The organism is Dechloromonas sp. ZS-1 (assembly GCF_039649255.1).
Taxonomy (GTDB): domain Bacteria; phylum Pseudomonadota; class Gammaproteobacteria; order Burkholderiales; family Rhodocyclaceae; genus Azonexus.
The window spans coordinates 269,203-285,384 of the sequence record NZ_JBDIYD010000002.1 but is presented as its reverse complement, the minus strand read 5'-3'; the positions used below and the strand labels follow the sequence as shown (position 1 = coordinate 285,384).

The following is a 16,182-nucleotide window of genomic DNA, read 5'->3' as shown; positions in this document are numbered from 1 at the left end:
AACGCCTGATCGACAAGGGGGTGTCATGGGCTTGCTGCAACAATTATCGGCGGTGCTCGGTGGCGGGCAACGGCGTCAACACCAGGAAGACCTGCTCACCTCGCTGCTCGTCATGGCCTGGATGGTCGAGGCGCGCGATCCGTATACCGGCGGCCATTTGTGGCGGGTGTCCCGTTTTTCCCGCCTGCTCGCGGAAAAAATTGGCCTGCCGGCGGGCGAGGTGGCGCGCATCGCCATTGGCGCCTTCTTGCATGACCTCGGCAAGGTCAGCATTCCCGATCACATTCTGGGCAAGAAAGATCGGTTGACCGACGACGAGTTTGCCGTGATCAAGACCCATCCCGAAGTCGGCTGGCGCATGCTCGCCGGGCATCCGCTCGCCGTGCTGGCCGAAGCCGCCATCCGCGCCCATCACGAAACCCCGGACGGTCGGGGCTACCCGCGTGGTCTGGCAGGCGAAGCCGTGCCGCTGGATGCCCGCATTGTCGGCATCTGCGATGCCTTCGATGCGATGACCAGCACCCGCCCATACCGGCGCGGCATGCCGATTGCCAAGGCGCTCGAGATCATTCGCGAGAACCTGGGCCGTCAGTTCGATCGTGCCTTCGGGGAAGTGTTTGTTGCCCTGGGTGAGGCGGGCGAGCTGGATCATATCGTCGGCCACACCGACGAGGGCATTCCGCTCTACGATTGCGTGATGTGCGGACCAACCCTGGTGCGGCGGCGCACGCAGGGGGCGGGCGACCACGTGTATTGCCATGCCTGTACCGGCGTTTATGTCCTGGCCGAGCAGGCGGGGGGGCTGACGGCCGTGCAGGCCGGACGGACCGCCTCGCCGGCCGAACTGGAGCCGGAAGCCGATACCGATCTGATCGCGCAGGTGGTACGCGATTCGGCGCGCGCCTTGCTCAACTGAGCCCTACCAGGGCGCGCGCTCGTCCGGGCTGCGGTAAGCCGCAAAACGTTCCACCAGAAAATCCAGAAAAGCCCGCACCTTGGCCGATAAATGCAGGCGCTGCGGGTAAATGGCATGGATGTCGGCGGGCGTGCCGGCCCACTCGGGCAGCACGCGGATCAATTCCCCGCTGCGCAGGTAGCCCGCCACATCCCATTCCGAGCGCAGCACGATACCGTGCCCGGCCAGCGCCCAATCGACGGCGATCTCCCCATGATTCACGGCAAGCGGGCTTTTGACCTTGACCAGTGTTTCGCGGCTGCCGTCGGTGAGTTGCCAGTGATTGAAAGCGCGCTCGTTTTCCCGGATCACGATGCAGTCATGCGCCATCAGATCGCGCGGCGTCGCCGGCTGGCCGCGTGCGGCCAGATAGGCCGGGGCAGCACAGAGCAGGCGGCGGTTGGCGGCGATCTTGCGGGCCAGGATGCGGCTGTCCGGTGGCGGGCCAAAGCGGATGGCGATATCGATGGCATGCTCGGCCAGATCGAGCGCCCGGTCCGAGAGATGCAGGATCACCTCGACATCCGGCCAGCGCTGCGCAAAGGCCGAGATGGCCGGGCCAAGATGCCGGCGCCCGAAGCCAAAGCCGGCGTTGATGCGTAACAGGCCGCGCGGCACATCGCGGCTCTCGCCCAGCGTGCGCTCCAGGCGCTCCACGTCACGCAGGATCTGCTCCCCGTCTTCCAGATAGCGTTCGCCCTCCGGCGTCAGGCTCAGGCGGCGCGTCGTCCGGTTGAGCAGGCGCACACCCAGGCGCTGTTCAAGCTGGGCCAGCCGGCGGCTCACCGCGGGCGGCGTGATGCCGAGCTGTTGTGCGGCAGCGGCCAGGCTGGGCTGACGGGCCAGCAAGCTGAAAAAAGCCAGGTCGGGCAGGGGGCTCATTCGTGCGTTCAGGTAAATAATCAATTCAATATTGGTCTATTGAATGATATTTATCAATCAATAAAGATGGGCGCTCGTTCTCCATCGGGCCGCGCCATGTCGTTTTCACTCTTCAACCTGTGTTTTGCCCTCACCCTGGGCGGCCTGCTCGGCTTCTTTGGCGGCATCTTCGGCATTGGCGGCGGCATTCTCGCCATCCCGCTGCTCGTGCTCGGCTTTCACATGGAACAACCGCTGGCCCAGGGCACGGCCCTGGTCCTGATGGTGCCCAACCTGGTCATGGCCATGTGGCGCTACCTGCAACGCCATCCGGTCGCCTGGCCGCCGCTGCTCCTGATCGGTCTGGTCGGCAGCCTCACCACCTGGCTGCTGGCCGGACTGGCCACCCGCCTCGATCCGCTCACGCTGCGCATGGCCTTCAGCTTCGCCATCGGCATCCTTTCCGTTTGGCTGCTCCTCGGCAAGCGCACGGCAGCGGGGGGCGAAACGCGCATTCCGCTGCGCCGTTTGCCTTGGGTCGGGGCGCTGGGCGGGAGCGCGATGGGCTTGCTGGGCGTGGGGGGCGGGCTGGTGGCCACGCCGGTGCTGATCGGCTGGCTCGGCCTGCGCCAGACCCTCGCCCAAAGCCTCTCCCTCGCCCTGGTCACACCCAGCGCCCTGGTCGCCCTCGGCACCTACGCCCAGGCCGGCCGCGTCGATTGGCACTGGGGCATCCCGATGGCCATCGGCGGCCTCTTCACCGTCTCAGCCGGCGTCGCCTGCGCCCACCGTCTGCCCGAGGCGCGCCTGCGCCAAAGCTTCGCCTGGATGCTGCTGGCGGTCTCCGTATGGATGGCCGTGGCACCAGTGGTGATGGGGCGGTGATGCCGATTTTTGCGCGTTGAACGCGTTTCTTTTCGCTACCGGCGCTCCTTGCTGCTTGCCTTGAGCGACGGGCCTCGCCCCTGCATCTGTTAGAATCGCGCCTGATTTTTCAGGCAGTTTTCCTTGGCTTCCCTCTCCGAAATCTTCTCTCCCGACGGGCCCCTGGCTCGTGCCATCAGCGGTTATCGCGTGCGTCCCCAGCAACTGGAGATGGCCGAGCGCATCGCGGATGCGATCAAGCAGTGCACGGCCTTCATTGCCGAGGCAGGCACGGGCACGGGCAAGACCTTTGCCTATCTGGTGCCGGCGCTGAAGTCGGGCGGCAAGGTGATTGTGTCGACCGGGACCAAGACCTTGCAGGACCAGCTGTTCAACAAGGACTTGCCGATGGTGCGCGATGTCCTGAAGGCACCGGTCAAGATCGCGCTCCTGAAGGGGCGGGCCAATTACGTCTGCCATTACCACCTGGAGCGGGCGATTGCCGATGGCCGCTTCACGAGCCGTGAAGATGCGGCCGATGCGCGCCGGATTTCGGTGTTTGCCAAGGTCTCGCAGACGGGCGACAAGGCCGAGTGTCTGGAAGTCAATGAAACCTCCCCGGTCTGGCAGCAGGCCACCTCGACGCGTGACAACTGTCTGGGCCAGGATTGCCCGAACAACAAGGAATGCTTTGTCCTGCAGGCGCGCAAGGAGGCCATGGCGGCAGACCTCGTGGTGGTCAATCACCACCTCTTTTTCGCCGATGTGATGCTGCGCGACGAGGGCATGGCCGAGCTGCTGCCCGCCTGCAACACGGTGATCTTCGACGAAGCACACCAGTTGCCCGAGGTGGCGACCCTGTTCTTCGGCGAGTCGGTTTCGACCTCGCAGCTGATCGATCTAGCCCGCGATGCGCGCACCGAAGGCCTGGCCTCGGCGCGCGATTGCCTCGACCTGCAATCCGGCGTCCGCACGCTGGACAAAGTGACGCGCGACCTGCGCCTGGCCGTCGGCATCGACAGCGGGCGCTTCGCCTACGGTCAACTGCAGGAAATCGACGAATTCGATCCGGCGCTGCAAGCCATGGAAGAAGAACTGGCGCGCTTTGCCAAGATTCTCGAAAGTCAGGCGCAGCGTTCCGAAGGGCTGGAAAAATGCTGGCAGCGGGCCAATGAACTGCTGCTCAAGATCGGCCAGTGGCGCACCATGACCGACGACGGCTATGTGCGCTGGGCCGAGGCTTTTACGCAATCGCTGCAACTGAACGCGACGCCGCTCGATGTGGCGGATATTTTCCGCAAGCAGATGGGCGGCCATCCGCGTGCCTGGATTTTTACGTCCGCCACGCTGGCGGTGCAGGGGCGTTTCCATCATTTCTGCGCCGAACTGGGGCTGGGCAATCCGGATGCCGGTTGCTGGCAGAGCCCTTTCGATTACGAAAAGCAGGCCATCCTGTACGCGCCGCTCGGTATGCCCGAGCCGAATGCCTACCACTACACCGAAGCCGTGGTCGATGCCGCGTTTCCGGCGCTGGAGGCGGCGGGGGGCGGGGCGTTTTTCCTGTGCACCAGCCTGCGCGCCATGCGCCGCACGCATGAGCTGCTCAAGGAACGCATGGAGGCCGCCGGGCTCGATCTGCCGCTACTGATTCAGGGCGAGGGTAGCAAGACCGAACTCTTGGAACGCTTTCGCCGGCTCGGCAATGCGGTGCTGGTCGGCAGCCAGAGTTTCTGGGAAGGCGTGGATGTGCGCGGCGAGGCGCTCTCGCTGGTCGTCATCGACAAGATTCCCTTCGCGCCGCCGGACGATCCCGTGCTCTCGGCGCGCATCGAGCAGATGAAGCAGCAGGGCCGCAATGCCTTCATCGAATACCAGCTGCCGCGCGCCGTGATCAACGTGAAGCAGGGCGCAGGCCGCCTGATCCGCGACGAGAACGACCGTGGCGTGCTGATGATCTGCGACCCCCGACTTTTATCAAAGCCCTATGGCCGTCGCGTCTGGCAAAGTCTGCCGCCGATGAAACGGACCAAGGAGCTGAAAGTGGTGCTCGATTTCTTCCATCAACGGAATGCCGGTCATGCTTGAACGCCGCCAACTCGATGCCGCGCTGAGCGCCGCCGGCCTGGATGCCACGGCGATGGCCGAAACGCATCCGGCCCTGTTTTCGCTGACGGCGCTGGCGCTGCCCGCTGCGGCGCTGGCCGCCACGCGCGATCTGGTGGCGGCGCTCGATGCCGTGGCCGCCTTGCCCGCCTGGCAAGCCCGGGTGCTCGCCTGGGCGCCGGCCATCGCGCAGCTGCCGCAAGCGGCGCAGGGCGTGTTTTTCGGCTACGACGTGCATCTGACGGTCGACGGCCCCAAACTCATCGAAATCAACACCAACGCGGGCGGGGCGCTGCTCAACGCGCTGCTCCTCAAGGCGCATGGCCGGCAGACCGAAGCGGCGGCGCTGGAAGCTGCCATCGTCGCCATGTTCCGCGCCGAATGGGCGGCGGCGCGCGGCGATGTGCCGCTGACGCGCATTGCCATCGTTGATGAACAGCCGGCGAGCCAGTATCTGGCACCGGAATTCCAGCTCTTCAAGCAGCTTTTCGAGGCGCACGGCATCGCCGCCGTGGTGGCCGACCCGGCCGATCTGGTGCGTGCGGGCGATGGTCTGTGCCACGCCGGCCAGCCGGTCGACCTGATCTACAACCGCCTCACCGACTTTGCCCTAGCAGCGCCGGCGCACGCCCATCTGGCGGCGGTGTATCAGGCGGGCGGGGTGGTCGTGACGCCGCATCCGCGGGCGCACGCGCTGCTGGCCGACAAGCGCAACCTGATGTTGCTCTCCGATGAGTCCAGCCTGATCGAACTCGGCGTGCCGGAAAATCTGCGCCGGATCATCCTGGCCGGCGTGCCGCGTACGGTGGCGGTCGAGGCCGGGCCGGACGATCCCGATTGGGCCGAGCGCTTCTGGGCCGAGCGCAAGCGCTGGTTCTTCAAGCCGGCGGCCGGTTTCGGCAGCCGCGCCACCTATCGCGGCGACAAGCTGACCAAGCGCGTCTTCGAGGAAATCCTGCAAGGCGGCTACATTGCGCAGGAAATCGTGCCGCCCTCCGAGCATCCGGTCACGGTGGGCGCGGAGACGCAGTCCTTCAAGGCCGATCTGCGCGCCTACGCCTATCAGGGGCAGGTGCAACTGTTTGCCGCCCGTCTGTATCAGGGCCAAACCACCAATTTCCGGACGCCGGGCGGCGGTTTTGCCCCGGTTTTCCCGGCTTGAAAGCGTAAAATCCCGCCATGAACGTTTTTGGCATTGCCGGGTATTCCGGCTCCGGCAAGACCACCTTGCTGGAAAAACTCATTCCCGTGCTCACCGCCCGCGGCCTCAAGGTCTCGGTCATCAAGCACGCCCACCACGGTTTCGACATCGACCGTCCGGGCAAGGATTCCTACCGCCACCGCGAGGCGGGCGCCAGCGAGGTGCTGCTCGCCTGCAACGACCGCTGGGCGCTGATGCACGAACGGCGGACGGAAGCCGAGACCACGCTGAGCGAGCTGCTCGGCCGTCTCTCGCCCTGCGATCTGGTGCTGATCGAGGGCTTCAAGCAGGAACCGGTGCCCAAGCTGGAAGTCTATCGGCCAGAAAACGGCAAGCCGCCGCTTTTTCCCGAGCGCAACGACATTGTCGCCGTGGCCTCCGATGCGGCGCTGGAGACCGCCCTGCCGGTCCTGCCCCTGAACGACATGAATGCCATCGCGGATTTCGTGATGGCCCGCCTGAATTTGAAGGAACGCTGATGCTCAGTTTTGACGACGCCCTGGCGCAATTGCTGGCCGCTGTCTCGCCGGTCGAAGAAATCCGCCGCGTGCCGCTGGAAGCCGCCGCCGGGCGCATTTTGGCCGAAAACCAGCGGTCGACCGTCGCCGTGCCGCCGCTCGATAATTCCGCGATGGATGGTTACGCCGTGCGCGCCGCCGATGTGACAGCGGAAGGCGTGTGCCTGCCGGTCAGCCAGCGTATCCCGGCCGGTACGGTCGGGATGCCGCTGCAAGCCGGGACGGCCGCCCGCATTTTCACCGGCGCGCCGGTGCCGGCCGGTGCCGACGCGGTGATCATGCAGGAGCGTTGCGAGCACGGGGAGGGCGGCGTGGTCCTCAACCAGGTGCCGCGTGTCGGTGAAAACATCCGTCGGCGCGGTGAAGACATCGCCGTCGATGCCGAGATTCTCCGGGCCGGTACCCGCCTGCGTGCGCAGGATGTGGCGCTGGCCGCCTCGGCGGGCCTGCCGGAACTGCCGGTACTGCGCCGCGTGCGCGTCGGCGTCTTTTTTACCGGTGACGAACTGGTGCAGCCGGGCGAGCCGCTGCCGCCGGGCGCCATCTACAACTCCAACCGGTACGCGCTGCGCGCCCTGCTCGAAGGGCTGGGCTGCGAGGTGCGCGATCTGGGCAGCGTGCCGGACCGTTTTGACGCGACCCGCGATGCCCTGAAGCGGGCTGCCGCCGAAAACGACCTGATCGTGACCAGCGGCGGGGTGTCCGTCGGCGAGGAAGATCATGTCAAGCCGGCCGTCGAGGCCGAGGGCCGGCTGGACCTCTGGAAACTCGCCATCAAGCCGGGTAAGCCGCTGGCCTTCGGCGAGGTCAACAAGCCGGAAGGCGGCAAGGCCTGGTTCATCGGGCTGCCGGGCAATCCGGTCTCGGCCTTTGTCACCTTCCTGATGCTGGTGCGCCCCTTCCTGCTCAAATTGCAGGGCGCCAATGCCCTTAACGCCGCCCGCTTCACGTTGCCGGCCGGTTTCGACTGGCCGCGCCCGGACCCCAAACGCACCGAATTCCTGCGTGCCCGGATCGGTACCAACGGTCAGCTGGAACTCTTCCCGAATCAGGGCTCCGGCGTCGTCACCTCGCTGTGCTGGGGCGACGGCCTGGTCGTCAATGCGCCGGGACAGGCCATCACCCGCGGCGACGCCGTGACGTTCATTCCTTTCTCGGAGCTGCTGTCGTGAGCATCACCATTCTGTATTTCGCCAGCCTCAAGGAAAGCCTCGGTCTGGCCAGCGAGACGGTCGACCTGCCGCAAACGGTCAAAACGGTCGGCGATTTGCGCGACTGGCTGGTCGGGCAGGGGCGCGATGCCCTGGCCACGGCCAAAAATCTGCGCTGTGCCGTCAATCAGGACATGGCTAAACTGAATTCCCCGGTGGCGGAGGGCGATGAAGTCGCCTTCTTCCCGCCGGTCACCGGAGGCTGAGATGGCGATTCAATGGTACCCGGGGCACATGACCTCGGCCCGCAAAAAGGCGGCAGAAACCATGGCCGTGGCCGATGTCGTGGTCGAGGTGCTCGATGCGCGTCTGCCGCAGGCCTCGAGCAATCCGATGATTCACGAGCTGCGCCACTTCCGCCAGCGGCCGTGCCTCAAATTGCTGAACAAGGCCGATGTGGCCGATCCGGTGGCGACCAAGGCCTGGCTTGAGCATTTTTCCAAGCAGCCGGGCGTCACCGCCGTGGCCATCTCCTGCAAGAAGGCGGGTGATGTCGCCAAGATCCCATCGCTCGCCCAGAAGCTGGCGCCGCACCGCTGCGACGCCGTGAAGCCGCTGCGCCTCCTGATCATGGGTATTCCCAACGTCGGTAAATCGACCTTGATGAATGCGCTGGTCAAGAAGAAGGTGGCGGCTGTCGGTGACATGCCGGCCGTGACCAAGAGCCAGCAGCGCATCGACATCAGCTCGCGCCTGACCATCTACGACACCCCGGGCATGCTCTGGCCGAAGATCGAACATCCGGTCGATGGCCTGATGCTGGCCGCCAGCCATGCGGTCGGCGTCAATGCCTACATCGATGAAGAAGTCGCCACCTGGCTTGCCGGCTACCTGCTCGAAAACTATCCAGGCTTGCTCAAGGCGCGCTACGGCTTTGCCACCGAGGGCATGGATGCCGTGGCCGTGCTCGAAGCCGTGGCCAGAAAGCGCGGCTGCATCCTCAAGGGGCGCGGCGGCGAACTGGATCTGGAAAAGGCCTCGGGCATCCTGCTCAACGATTACCGCACCGGTACGCTCGGCCGCATCACGCTGGAAACCCCGGCTTTGCGCGCCGAACGCCTGGCCTCCCTGACCGAGCCCTTCGTCGAAGATCCTGACGCTGCACCGCTTTCGGAAGATTTATCTTAAAAAAGTATTGCGCTTTTTAGAAACTGGTCTATAATGCGCACCTCGTTAGCAACAACGGCTAACGAAAAAGTTGTTCCCCGATAGCTCAGTCGGTAGAGCGCCGGACTGTTAATCCGTAGGTCCCTGGTTCGAGCCCAGGTCGGGGAGCCAAAGAATTGATCGCGGCTCGCAGTAATGCGGGCCGTTTTCATGTGAATGCCCATGTGGCTCAGTGGTAGAGCACTCCCTTGGTAAGGGAGAGGTCGGCAGTTCGATCCTGCCCATGGGCACCAGTTCTTCTGGTGATGATGAAAGCCGCAGCAGCGGCTTTTTTCTTTTCAGCTTTCCGAATCGATCAGGACCGGCCAGCAGGCCCAATGTCCGCATGCCGAGCGCGCCCGCCGTTCCGAGCCATCCCACGGCCCGCCATGGCAGAGGCCGGTATCCGTTTCCGCAACCACCCGCACCGTACCCGGCTCGCCCGCAACGCGCGCACCCGTCCAGCGCCGGCAACTGGCGCAGCGCTTACGGTCGACCGCGATGGCAACGGCAAAATCGGGGGGCATGGGTGCTTTATTGATAAATTATTTTGTGACGCATTAATATGCAATTCTGTTTGTTCCGATAAGTTTTAATGCTTTGCATTAAATTATTAATTTATTCTAATTTTGTGTTTTTTTGATCTGTCTAAAGTAAAGCCTTGTGTCTGCGTCAATTTGTCGCACCTGTCTGTTGTTTTTCCCAATTAAGATCCGCCTGGAACAATATAGTTGAGGGAAAAATGCAGCATACTTTCAAGCTTAATGCCTGTACTCAGGCTGTTTTTATTGCGTACTCGGTGTTGATTGGGTCTGCTATCGCCAATCAAGAAAAGATACTGCCAGAAGTGCGTGTGAGTGCTCAAGGGGAGCAGGCTCCGCTTAGCCTGACTGCACCCGGGATGGATGTTGCTAAAGAAAGAATCAAGACGACCCCTGGAGGGGTGGATTTGATTGATGCAGAAATATACAAGGCTAGTCGGACGTCTACCCTTCAGGATGCATTGAGTGGGTCCCCTGGTGTTTTTGTTCAGTCTCGCTTTGGGGCTGAAGAGTCACGTATTTCCATTCGTGGTTCAGGGATTCAGCGCACATTCCATGGGCGAGGGATTAAGCTGATGCAGGATGGGATTCCTGTCAATTTGACTGATGGAAGTTTTGATTTTCAAGCTATGGAGCCGCTGGCTGCGCGTTACGTAGAAGTTTGGCGTGGTGCCAATGCATTACAGTACGGGGCAAGTACCTTAGGGGGGGCCATCAATTTTGTCTCGCCGACTGGCTATGATGGGGAGCGGTTTCGAGCACGTCAGGAAGTCGGCTCTTTCGATTACCGTCGTAGTTTCGCTAGTGCCAGCGGTGTAGCAGGGCCTGTTGATGCGTATGCCGCGGTTGGTACTTTTTCTCAAGATGGCTATCGAGAGCATGCGCGCCAAGAAACCTATCGTTTTCTAGGTAATGTTGGCTGGCGGGTTAATGAAAATACTGAAACCCGCTTCTACCTTGGGCATTTTAAATCGAACTCCGAATTACCAGGAAGCTTGACCAAGGCTCAGCTGGATAATAATCCGCGTCAAGCAAACTCTACGAGTGTGTCAGGGAATCAGAAGCGCGATATTGAATTGAATAGGATTGCTAATAAAACAACGATCCGTTTGTCGTCGGAAAGTCGGATTGAATTAAGTGCATTTCATAGTAGCAAGAATTTATTTCACCCTATTTTTCAGGTTATCGACCAAAACAACAATGATAATGGGGTTGAATTTAGATTTGTTACAACAGCAAGTTTGGCAGGGAATCGCAACCAATTTACTTTTGGTGTTATGCCGACTTGGGGGAAAACAGATAACAGGCAGTGGCAGAATCTGAGTGGGCGCAGGGGGACTTTGCAGCGCTCTGATATTCAAGACTCGAAGAATCTCGACGTATATTTTGAGAATCAGCATCACGTCACAGATCAGTGGGTCTTCGTGGCGGGAGCTCAGGCTGTTCGAGCAACTCGAAAGCTTGATGTGACCTACACAGCAAGTTCAGACAAGGGCTTTGATCGCGACTACCAAGGCATTAATCCTAAATTGGGTGTTCGTTATGACTTGTCACCTACAGCGCAAATTTTCGGTAACCTTTCTCGTAGTTACGAACCGCCGTCGTTTGGGGAAATGTCTACTACGTTGACAAATGTGACCGCCAATTTGAAGGCGCAGCGTGGTCAGACTGCAGAAATTGGTACTCGTGGTCATTCTCGTGACTTTGCCTGGGATGCCACTTTTTATCGTGCTCAATTGAAGGATGAACTACTGAGTTATAACTTAGGTGGATCGCAGACCGCAACGATTAATGCGCCAAAGACGCGCCATCAGGGTATCGAGTTGTCTGCTGCTTGGCGCGTACTGCCGGAACTGGAACTGCGTGAAACCTATATGTGGAATGATTTCCGGTTTGATAATGACCCAACTTACGGGAACAATCGTTTAGCAGGGTTGCCTGTTCATTTTTCGAGAACTGAAATCACGTGGCGGAATCCTCATGGTTACTATATCGCTGCAAATCTTGATTGGTCTCCGCAGCGTTACGCAGTTGATTTGAAAAATACCTTGTTTGCAGATTCGTATGCAATTTGGGGTGTCAAGGCTGGGCGGCAATTGGAAAAAGATATCTCATGGTTTATTGAAGGCCGTAATCTATCCAATAGGCCTTATGCTGCCAGTACCGGTGTAATTATCGATGCTGCAGGGAAAGATCAGGCTCAATTTGCTCCTGGAGATGGGCGTTCCTTTTTTACTGGCATCGAAATAAAGATGTGATTTTTCTGGCATTGAAAGATTGGGGTGGTATTGATTAAGGATTTATTTGCCTTGAAATGCTGCTCCAACTCTATTGTCTATAGATAGCTATCGTATCAATGTTGTTCTGTGGGCACCGGAATTTGAGTCGTTTGTAAATCCAACAAGCTTGGTAATTTATGTTAAAAAAAGCGCATTTATGGCTTTCGGCCTTGGTGGTTGTCGGAGGTATCCTTCAACCGGATAATCTTGCTGCACATGAACATCCGGTTGCTTCGCCCATGGCGCAGCATTGGCAGGCGCGTCTGGCTGCCGCAAAGGGGACGGCGCTATCGGTGGCGCTGGATGCACAGGGCCGCCTGTGGTCGGTCAGCATGCGCCAGGGGCAACTCTGGTTGGCGCGTTCTCTGGATGGCGGGCGAACCTTTACCGAGATGGCGGCGGTCAACGCCCAGCCGGAGGCAATTTTGGCCGACGGGCAAAGCCGTCCGGTGATTGCCGTGCAGGGTGAGGTGGTCCTGGTGTCCTGGTCGCAAGCCCTGCCCAAACTCCATACCAGCCATGTACGGATGACACGTTCGGAAGATGGCGGGCGCAGCTTTTCGGCGCCGGTCAACGTCAATGACCATCGTGAAGAAGTCGGCCATGGCTTCAATGCCATGAAAATGGATGCCCAGGGCAATGTCGTGGTCGCCTGGCTCGACGGTCGCGAGCGCAGCGCCGCGCAGCGCAAGGGCGGCAAGTACGCCGGTTCGGCGCTGTATTACGCCACCTCCCGCGATTTCGGGAAGACCTGGTCGGCCAATACCAAGCTGGCCGACCATACCTGCGAATGCTGCCGGATCGGCCTGGCGATCGGGCCGGATGGCACGGCGGTGGCGCAATGGCGGCATCTGTTTGCCGGTGGCGTGCGGGATTTCGCCACGGCTGAACTGAAGCCGGGGGCACCCGTTGTACGGGCCAGCGAGGATGGCTGGGAAATTGCCGCCTGCCCGCACCACGGGGGTGATCTGGCGATCGATCCGGCGGGGCGCCGGCATTACGTCTGGTTTACCGGCAGCGCCAAGGGCATGGGCCTGTTTTACCGCTACGCGGAAGGGGCGCAATTCAGTGCGCCACTGCCGTTTGGTAACCTCGATGCCCAGGCCGGGCATCCGACGGTGCATGCCGATGCGCAGCAGGTCAATGTGGTCTGGCGCGAATTCGATGGGCGGGTCTATCGCCTGCGCCGCATGCAGTCGGCAGATCGCGGTGCGACTTGGTCGGCCCCGGTGACGCTGGCCGAGGCGGAAGGGGCGACCGATCTGCCGCTCTTTGTCCAGGGCGCCCGCACCCCCCTGCTGGCCTGGGGCACGGCGGAAGGTGTCCGGGTGATCGATCTGCGCGAGGTGCCCTGATGCCGACCTGGCTGAAACTGTATTGTGCGCTGTGCCTGGGGGTATTTTTCGGGAACGCGCAGGCGGCCGCTCCGCAGCCGTTCGTGGTCGGCAGCTTGCAGGAGATTCTCGCCCAGCACGCCGGCAAGCCGGTGATCGTGGCGTTCTGGTCGGTCGGTTGCACGCATTGTCCGGCTGAATTGAAAACCCTGGGCGCCCTGAAGCGCCGTCATCCCGGCCTGAATGTCGTGCTGGTGGCCGCCGATACGCCGGAGGACGGCCCGGAAACACAGCGCCTGGCAGCCCGTTATGGCTTGGGCAAGGTGCCGCAATGGGTCTTTGCCGATCCCATCCCAGAGCGCCTGCGCATGGATATCGATCGCCGCTGGTACGGCGAATTGCCCCGCACGCATTTCTACGATGCCGCGCATCGTCTGGAGGCGTTCGCCGGTGTCGTGCCCGAAGCGCGTTTGCGCGACTGGATTGCGGCTAACGTGCGCTGACACTCGCTGCCTTCCCGGCGGTTCTCTCCGAAAAAAGCCGTTCCGGTGACGTTGACCGTTGCCGGCGCGGTTTTGTGCATTTTTTCGGCAAAAAATGCACAAAAATCGGTGAACTAGTTCATTTTGACTGCGACAACGTGTCGCATTCCCGGATTTTGTTCGCTTTTCCATAATGCCGCCCTTGATAACCAGATGTGTCAGGGAGTTCGGTATGCAGCATCGTTTTCATCCTTTGGTCATGGCATTGGCGACGGCCTTTGCTGCTACGGCTCAGGCCCAGGTCGCCGAGCGCAGCCCGTCTTCCTTGGGCGAGGTCGTGGTCACCGGGCAGCGCATTGCGGATCTGCCCGAGAACAGCCGATTGTCCGGCCGCCAGGTGCGTGACTTGGGCGTGGCGACGAGCGATACGGCGCAACTGTTGCGCGATGTGCCGGGCGTCTTCCTGCAGGGGGCAGGGGGCGTTTCCAGCCTGCCGAGCGTGCATGGCCTGGGCGATGATCGCCTGCGTATCACGGTGGATGGCATGGACCTCATTTCGGCCTGTGCCAATCACATGAACCCGCCCTTGTCCTATATCGACCCGAGCCATGTCGACGAGATCAAGGTCTATACCGGCGTCAGCCCGGTCAGCGCCGGTGGCGACAGCATCGGCGCCGCCATTCAGGTCAGTTCCAAGGCGCCGCGTTTTGCCAAGGCGGGAGAGGGCGTGCTGACGACGGGCGAATTGGGCAGCTATTACCGCTCGAATGGCGATGCCTTTGGCGTCAATGCCTCGGCCACGCTGGCCACCGAGAATTTCAGCCTGCGTTATAGCGGCGCGACGGCCGAGTCGAACAACTATCGCTCGGCCAAGGCCTTCAAGCCGGATGTGAATGCCACGAACCTGCGCGGCGGCACGCGTGTCATCGCCGGTGATGAAGTGGCGTCCAGCGCCTACAAGACGGAAAACCATCAACTGGGCATGGCCTATCGCCTCGACCAGCATCTCTTCGATCTGCGCCTGGGTTACCAGCACATTCCGAATCAGGGCTTCCCGAACCAGCACATGGACATGACCGACAACAAGAGCACTCAGGTCAATGCCCGCTACACCGGCGATTACGCTTGGGGCAAGCTCGAGGCGCGTGTGTATAACGAACACACCCGTCACAAGATGGATTTTGCCGATGACAAGCGCTACTGGTTCGGTGCCTCGGCCAACATTGCCGGCATGCCGATGACGACCGAAGGCAAAACCACCGGCGTGAACGTCAAGGCGACGCTGCCGCTCTCTGCCCGCGACCTGTTACGCGTCGGCGGCGAAGTTCAGCGTTATCGCCTGGACGATTGGTGGGACCCGGTGGCCAATTCGAACGGGATGTCGCCCAACACCTTCTGGAACATCAACAATGGCAAGCGCGATCGGCGCGACCTCTTCGGCGAATGGGAAGCCACCTGGACGCCGCAATGGCAGACGCTGCTCGGCATGCGCATCAGCCAGGTCGAGATGGACACGGGAACCGTCCGTCCCTACGCCAATACCGGTGATGCCAATGCCACCGTGGCAATGCTGAATATGCAGGCTGCCGACCGCACCGCTGCTGCCACCTTCAACGCCAGCGAGCGCAGCCGCAGCAATACCCTGGTCGACCTGAGTGCCATGGCGCGCTACACCGCCAGCAGCACCCAGGATTACGAAGGCGGCTATGCCCGCAAATCCCGCGCGCCCAGCCTCTATGAGCGTTACACCTGGGGCGTGGGCGGCATGGCGATGACCATGAACAACTGGGTCAATGACGGCAATGGCTACGTCGGCAACATGGATCTCAAGCCGGAAGTCGCCCATACCTTCAGCCTGACCGGCAACTGGCACGATGCCGCGAAGCAGGACTGGTCGCTGCGCGTGACGCCGTACTTCAGCTATGTCGACAACTACATCGACGCCACCTGCGCCCAGGCCAAGACTGGCAGTGCCTGTGCCGCCGGGAAATACAACTACCTGACCCTGGTGAACCAGACGGCCCACCTTTACGGGATCGATGTCTCCGGATCGGCCCGTCTGGCCCAGGTGGCCGGCGTGGGGGAGTTCAGCTTCCGCGGCAGCCTGGCCTATACCCGTGGCAAGAACCACGATACCGGCGACAACCTGTACAACATCATGCCGCTCAATGCGCGCCTGGTACTGGAACACCGCCTGGGTAACTGGACCAACACCGTCGAGGAGCAGCTGGTCAGTGGCAAGGACGATGTCTCGGCCACGCGTGGCGAGATCAAGACGGCCGGCTACGGCCTGCTCAACCTGCGCTCCAGCTACCGCTGGCAGAACGTCCGCTTTGACATTGGCCTCGACAATGCCTTGAACAAGCAATACGGCCTGCCGCTCGGCGGCGCCTACATCGGCCAGGGTTCGACCATGTCGCTCTCGAGCAGCACGACCTGGAGCGGCACCACGGCGCCGGTCTACGGCGTGGCCGTCCCGGGTATGGGCCGTTCGCTCTATGCCGGGGTGAATGTCAGTTTCTGAGCGCGGGCAGAACCCATCCAAAGCCCGCTGCAGTTTGGCGGGCTTTTTGTTGTGCTTTCGGCGTGTTGCAGACGGTCGACCGTCGCCCAGTGCCAAAAATGCCTTTCCTTGCGCTGCAATGACGAATCGTCTCTCTCCTTTCCGCTGTCATGACCCGCTTTG

General features: G+C 61.6%; 14 protein-coding genes and 2 tRNA genes. 14 read left to right on the top strand and 2 right to left on the bottom strand.

The window, feature by feature from the left end:
• Positions 1-25: 25 nt before the first annotated feature.
• Positions 26-916 carry an HD-GYP domain-containing protein gene (locus AACO21_RS04170; protein ID WP_346191231.1) on the top strand — a complete coding sequence of 297 codons (891 nt, stop codon included), beginning with the start codon at positions 26-28 and terminating at the stop codon, positions 914-916.
• Positions 917-919: 3 nt separating this feature from the next.
• Here the strand turns inward: AACO21_RS04170 and AACO21_RS04165 are convergent, their stop codons facing one another.
• Positions 920-1,837 (bottom strand): LysR substrate-binding domain-containing protein, encoded by a 918-nt coding sequence (locus tag AACO21_RS04165; protein ID WP_346191230.1) that lies wholly within the window; start codon positions 1,835-1,837, stop codon positions 920-922.
• A gap of 96 nt (positions 1,838-1,933) precedes the next feature.
• On the opposite strand from AACO21_RS04165, the gene AACO21_RS04160 reads away from it, so the two are divergent.
• The 9 genes from AACO21_RS04160 to AACO21_RS04120 all read left to right on the top strand — a co-directional run bounded on the left by AACO21_RS04160 (position 1,934) and on the right by AACO21_RS04120 (position 9,113).
• Positions 1,934-2,701: a sulfite exporter TauE/SafE family protein gene (locus tag AACO21_RS04160; RefSeq protein WP_346191229.1), complete on the top strand. Its 768-nt coding sequence runs from the start codon at positions 1,934-1,936 to the stop codon at positions 2,699-2,701.
• A 123-nt stretch (positions 2,702-2,824) separates the two neighbouring features.
• Complete coding sequence (locus tag AACO21_RS04155; RefSeq protein WP_346191228.1) at positions 2,825-4,765, top strand: ATP-dependent DNA helicase; 1,941 nt, start codon at positions 2,825-2,827, stop codon at positions 4,763-4,765.
• Positions 4,758-5,945: a hypothetical protein gene (locus tag AACO21_RS04150; RefSeq protein WP_346191227.1), complete on the top strand. Its 1,188-nt coding sequence runs from the start codon at positions 4,758-4,760 to the stop codon at positions 5,943-5,945. The genes AACO21_RS04155 and AACO21_RS04150 overlap by 8 nt, the downstream gene beginning before the upstream one ends.
• A gap of 17 nt (positions 5,946-5,962) precedes the next feature.
• Positions 5,963-6,463 carry a molybdopterin-guanine dinucleotide biosynthesis protein B gene (gene mobB, locus AACO21_RS04145; RefSeq protein ID WP_346191226.1) on the top strand — a complete coding sequence of 167 codons (501 nt, stop codon included), beginning with the start codon at positions 5,963-5,965 and terminating at the stop codon, positions 6,461-6,463.
• A complete protein-coding gene (gene glp, locus AACO21_RS04140; protein WP_346191225.1) occupies positions 6,463-7,674 on the top strand; it encodes a gephyrin-like molybdotransferase Glp in 1,212 nt (403 codons plus the stop codon). Before mobB ends, glp begins: the two co-directional genes overlap by 1 nt.
• The gene (gene moaD, locus AACO21_RS04135) at positions 7,671-7,919 is read left to right on the top strand and encodes a molybdopterin converting factor subunit 1 (protein ID WP_346191224.1); all 249 of its coding nucleotides are present in this window, start codon (positions 7,671-7,673) and stop codon (positions 7,917-7,919) included. Before glp ends, moaD begins: the two co-directional genes overlap by 4 nt.
• A gap of 1 nt (position 7,920) precedes the next feature.
• Positions 7,921-8,841, top strand: coding sequence for a ribosome biogenesis GTPase YlqF (ylqF, locus tag AACO21_RS04130; protein ID WP_346191223.1), 921 nt, complete (start codon positions 7,921-7,923; stop codon positions 8,839-8,841).
• 74 nt (positions 8,842-8,915) lie between these two features.
• Positions 8,916-8,991: transfer RNA gene (locus AACO21_RS04125), tRNA-Asn, on the top strand.
• Between the two features lie 47 nt (positions 8,992-9,038).
• Positions 9,039-9,113 (top strand) — tRNA-Thr (locus AACO21_RS04120).
• A gap of 45 nt (positions 9,114-9,158) precedes the next feature.
• Here the strand turns inward: AACO21_RS04120 and AACO21_RS04115 are convergent.
• On the bottom strand, positions 9,159-9,386 hold the full coding sequence (locus AACO21_RS04115) for a hypothetical protein (protein ID WP_346191222.1): 228 nt from the start codon (positions 9,384-9,386) through the stop codon (positions 9,159-9,161).
• A 215-nt stretch (positions 9,387-9,601) separates the two neighbouring features.
• On the opposite strand from AACO21_RS04115, the gene AACO21_RS04110 reads away from it, so the two are divergent.
• The 4 genes from AACO21_RS04110 to AACO21_RS04095 all read left to right on the top strand — a co-directional run bounded on the left by AACO21_RS04110 (position 9,602) and on the right by AACO21_RS04095 (position 16,020).
• The gene (locus AACO21_RS04110) at positions 9,602-11,659 is read left to right on the top strand and encodes a TonB-dependent receptor (RefSeq protein WP_346191221.1); all 2,058 of its coding nucleotides are present in this window, start codon (positions 9,602-9,604) and stop codon (positions 11,657-11,659) included.
• 260 nt (positions 11,660-11,919) lie between these two features.
• On the top strand, positions 11,920-13,035 hold the full coding sequence (locus AACO21_RS04105) for a sialidase family protein (protein WP_346191220.1): 1,116 nt from the start codon (positions 11,920-11,922) through the stop codon (positions 13,033-13,035).
• On the top strand, positions 13,035-13,517 hold the full coding sequence (locus AACO21_RS04100) for a TlpA disulfide reductase family protein (protein ID WP_346191219.1): 483 nt from the start codon (positions 13,035-13,037) through the stop codon (positions 13,515-13,517). The genes AACO21_RS04105 and AACO21_RS04100 overlap by 1 nt, the downstream gene beginning before the upstream one ends.
• Positions 13,518-13,728: 211 nt before the next feature.
• Complete coding sequence (locus tag AACO21_RS04095) at positions 13,729-16,020, top strand: TonB-dependent receptor (protein WP_346191218.1); 2,292 nt, start codon at positions 13,729-13,731, stop codon at positions 16,018-16,020.
• The last annotated feature ends 162 nt before the right edge of the window (positions 16,021-16,182 follow it).

Excerpts from the sequence above, each read along its gene's own strand:
- AACO21_RS04170 (WP_346191231.1), top strand. The coding sequence starts at position 26 with ATGGGCTTGCTGCAACAATTATCGGCGGTGCTCGGTGGCGGGCAACGG.
- AACO21_RS04095 (WP_346191218.1), top strand. The coding sequence starts at position 13,729 with ATGCAGCATCGTTTTCATCCTTTGGTCATGGCATTGGCGACGGCCTTT.
- glp (WP_346191225.1), top strand. The coding sequence starts at position 6,463 with ATGCTCAGTTTTGACGACGCCCTGGCGCAATTGCTGGCCGCTGTCTCG.
- ylqF (WP_346191223.1), top strand. The coding sequence starts at position 7,921 with ATGGCGATTCAATGGTACCCGGGGCACATGACCTCGGCCCGCAAAAAG.
- AACO21_RS04110 (WP_346191221.1), top strand. The coding sequence starts at position 9,602 with ATGCAGCATACTTTCAAGCTTAATGCCTGTACTCAGGCTGTTTTTATT.
- AACO21_RS04100 (WP_346191219.1), top strand. The coding sequence starts at position 13,035 with ATGCCGACCTGGCTGAAACTGTATTGTGCGCTGTGCCTGGGGGTATTT.
- AACO21_RS04150 (WP_346191227.1), top strand. The coding sequence starts at position 4,758 with ATGCTTGAACGCCGCCAACTCGATGCCGCGCTGAGCGCCGCCGGCCTG.
- AACO21_RS04165 (WP_346191230.1), bottom strand. The coding sequence starts at position 1,837 with ATGAGCCCCCTGCCCGACCTGGCTTTTTTCAGCTTGCTGGCCCGTCAG.
- AACO21_RS04160 (WP_346191229.1), top strand. The coding sequence starts at position 1,934 with ATGTCGTTTTCACTCTTCAACCTGTGTTTTGCCCTCACCCTGGGCGGC.
- AACO21_RS04105 (WP_346191220.1), top strand. The coding sequence starts at position 11,920 with ATGGCGCAGCATTGGCAGGCGCGTCTGGCTGCCGCAAAGGGGACGGCG.
- mobB (WP_346191226.1), top strand. The coding sequence starts at position 5,963 with ATGAACGTTTTTGGCATTGCCGGGTATTCCGGCTCCGGCAAGACCACC.
- AACO21_RS04115 (WP_346191222.1), bottom strand. The coding sequence starts at position 9,386 with ATGCCCCCCGATTTTGCCGTTGCCATCGCGGTCGACCGTAAGCGCTGC.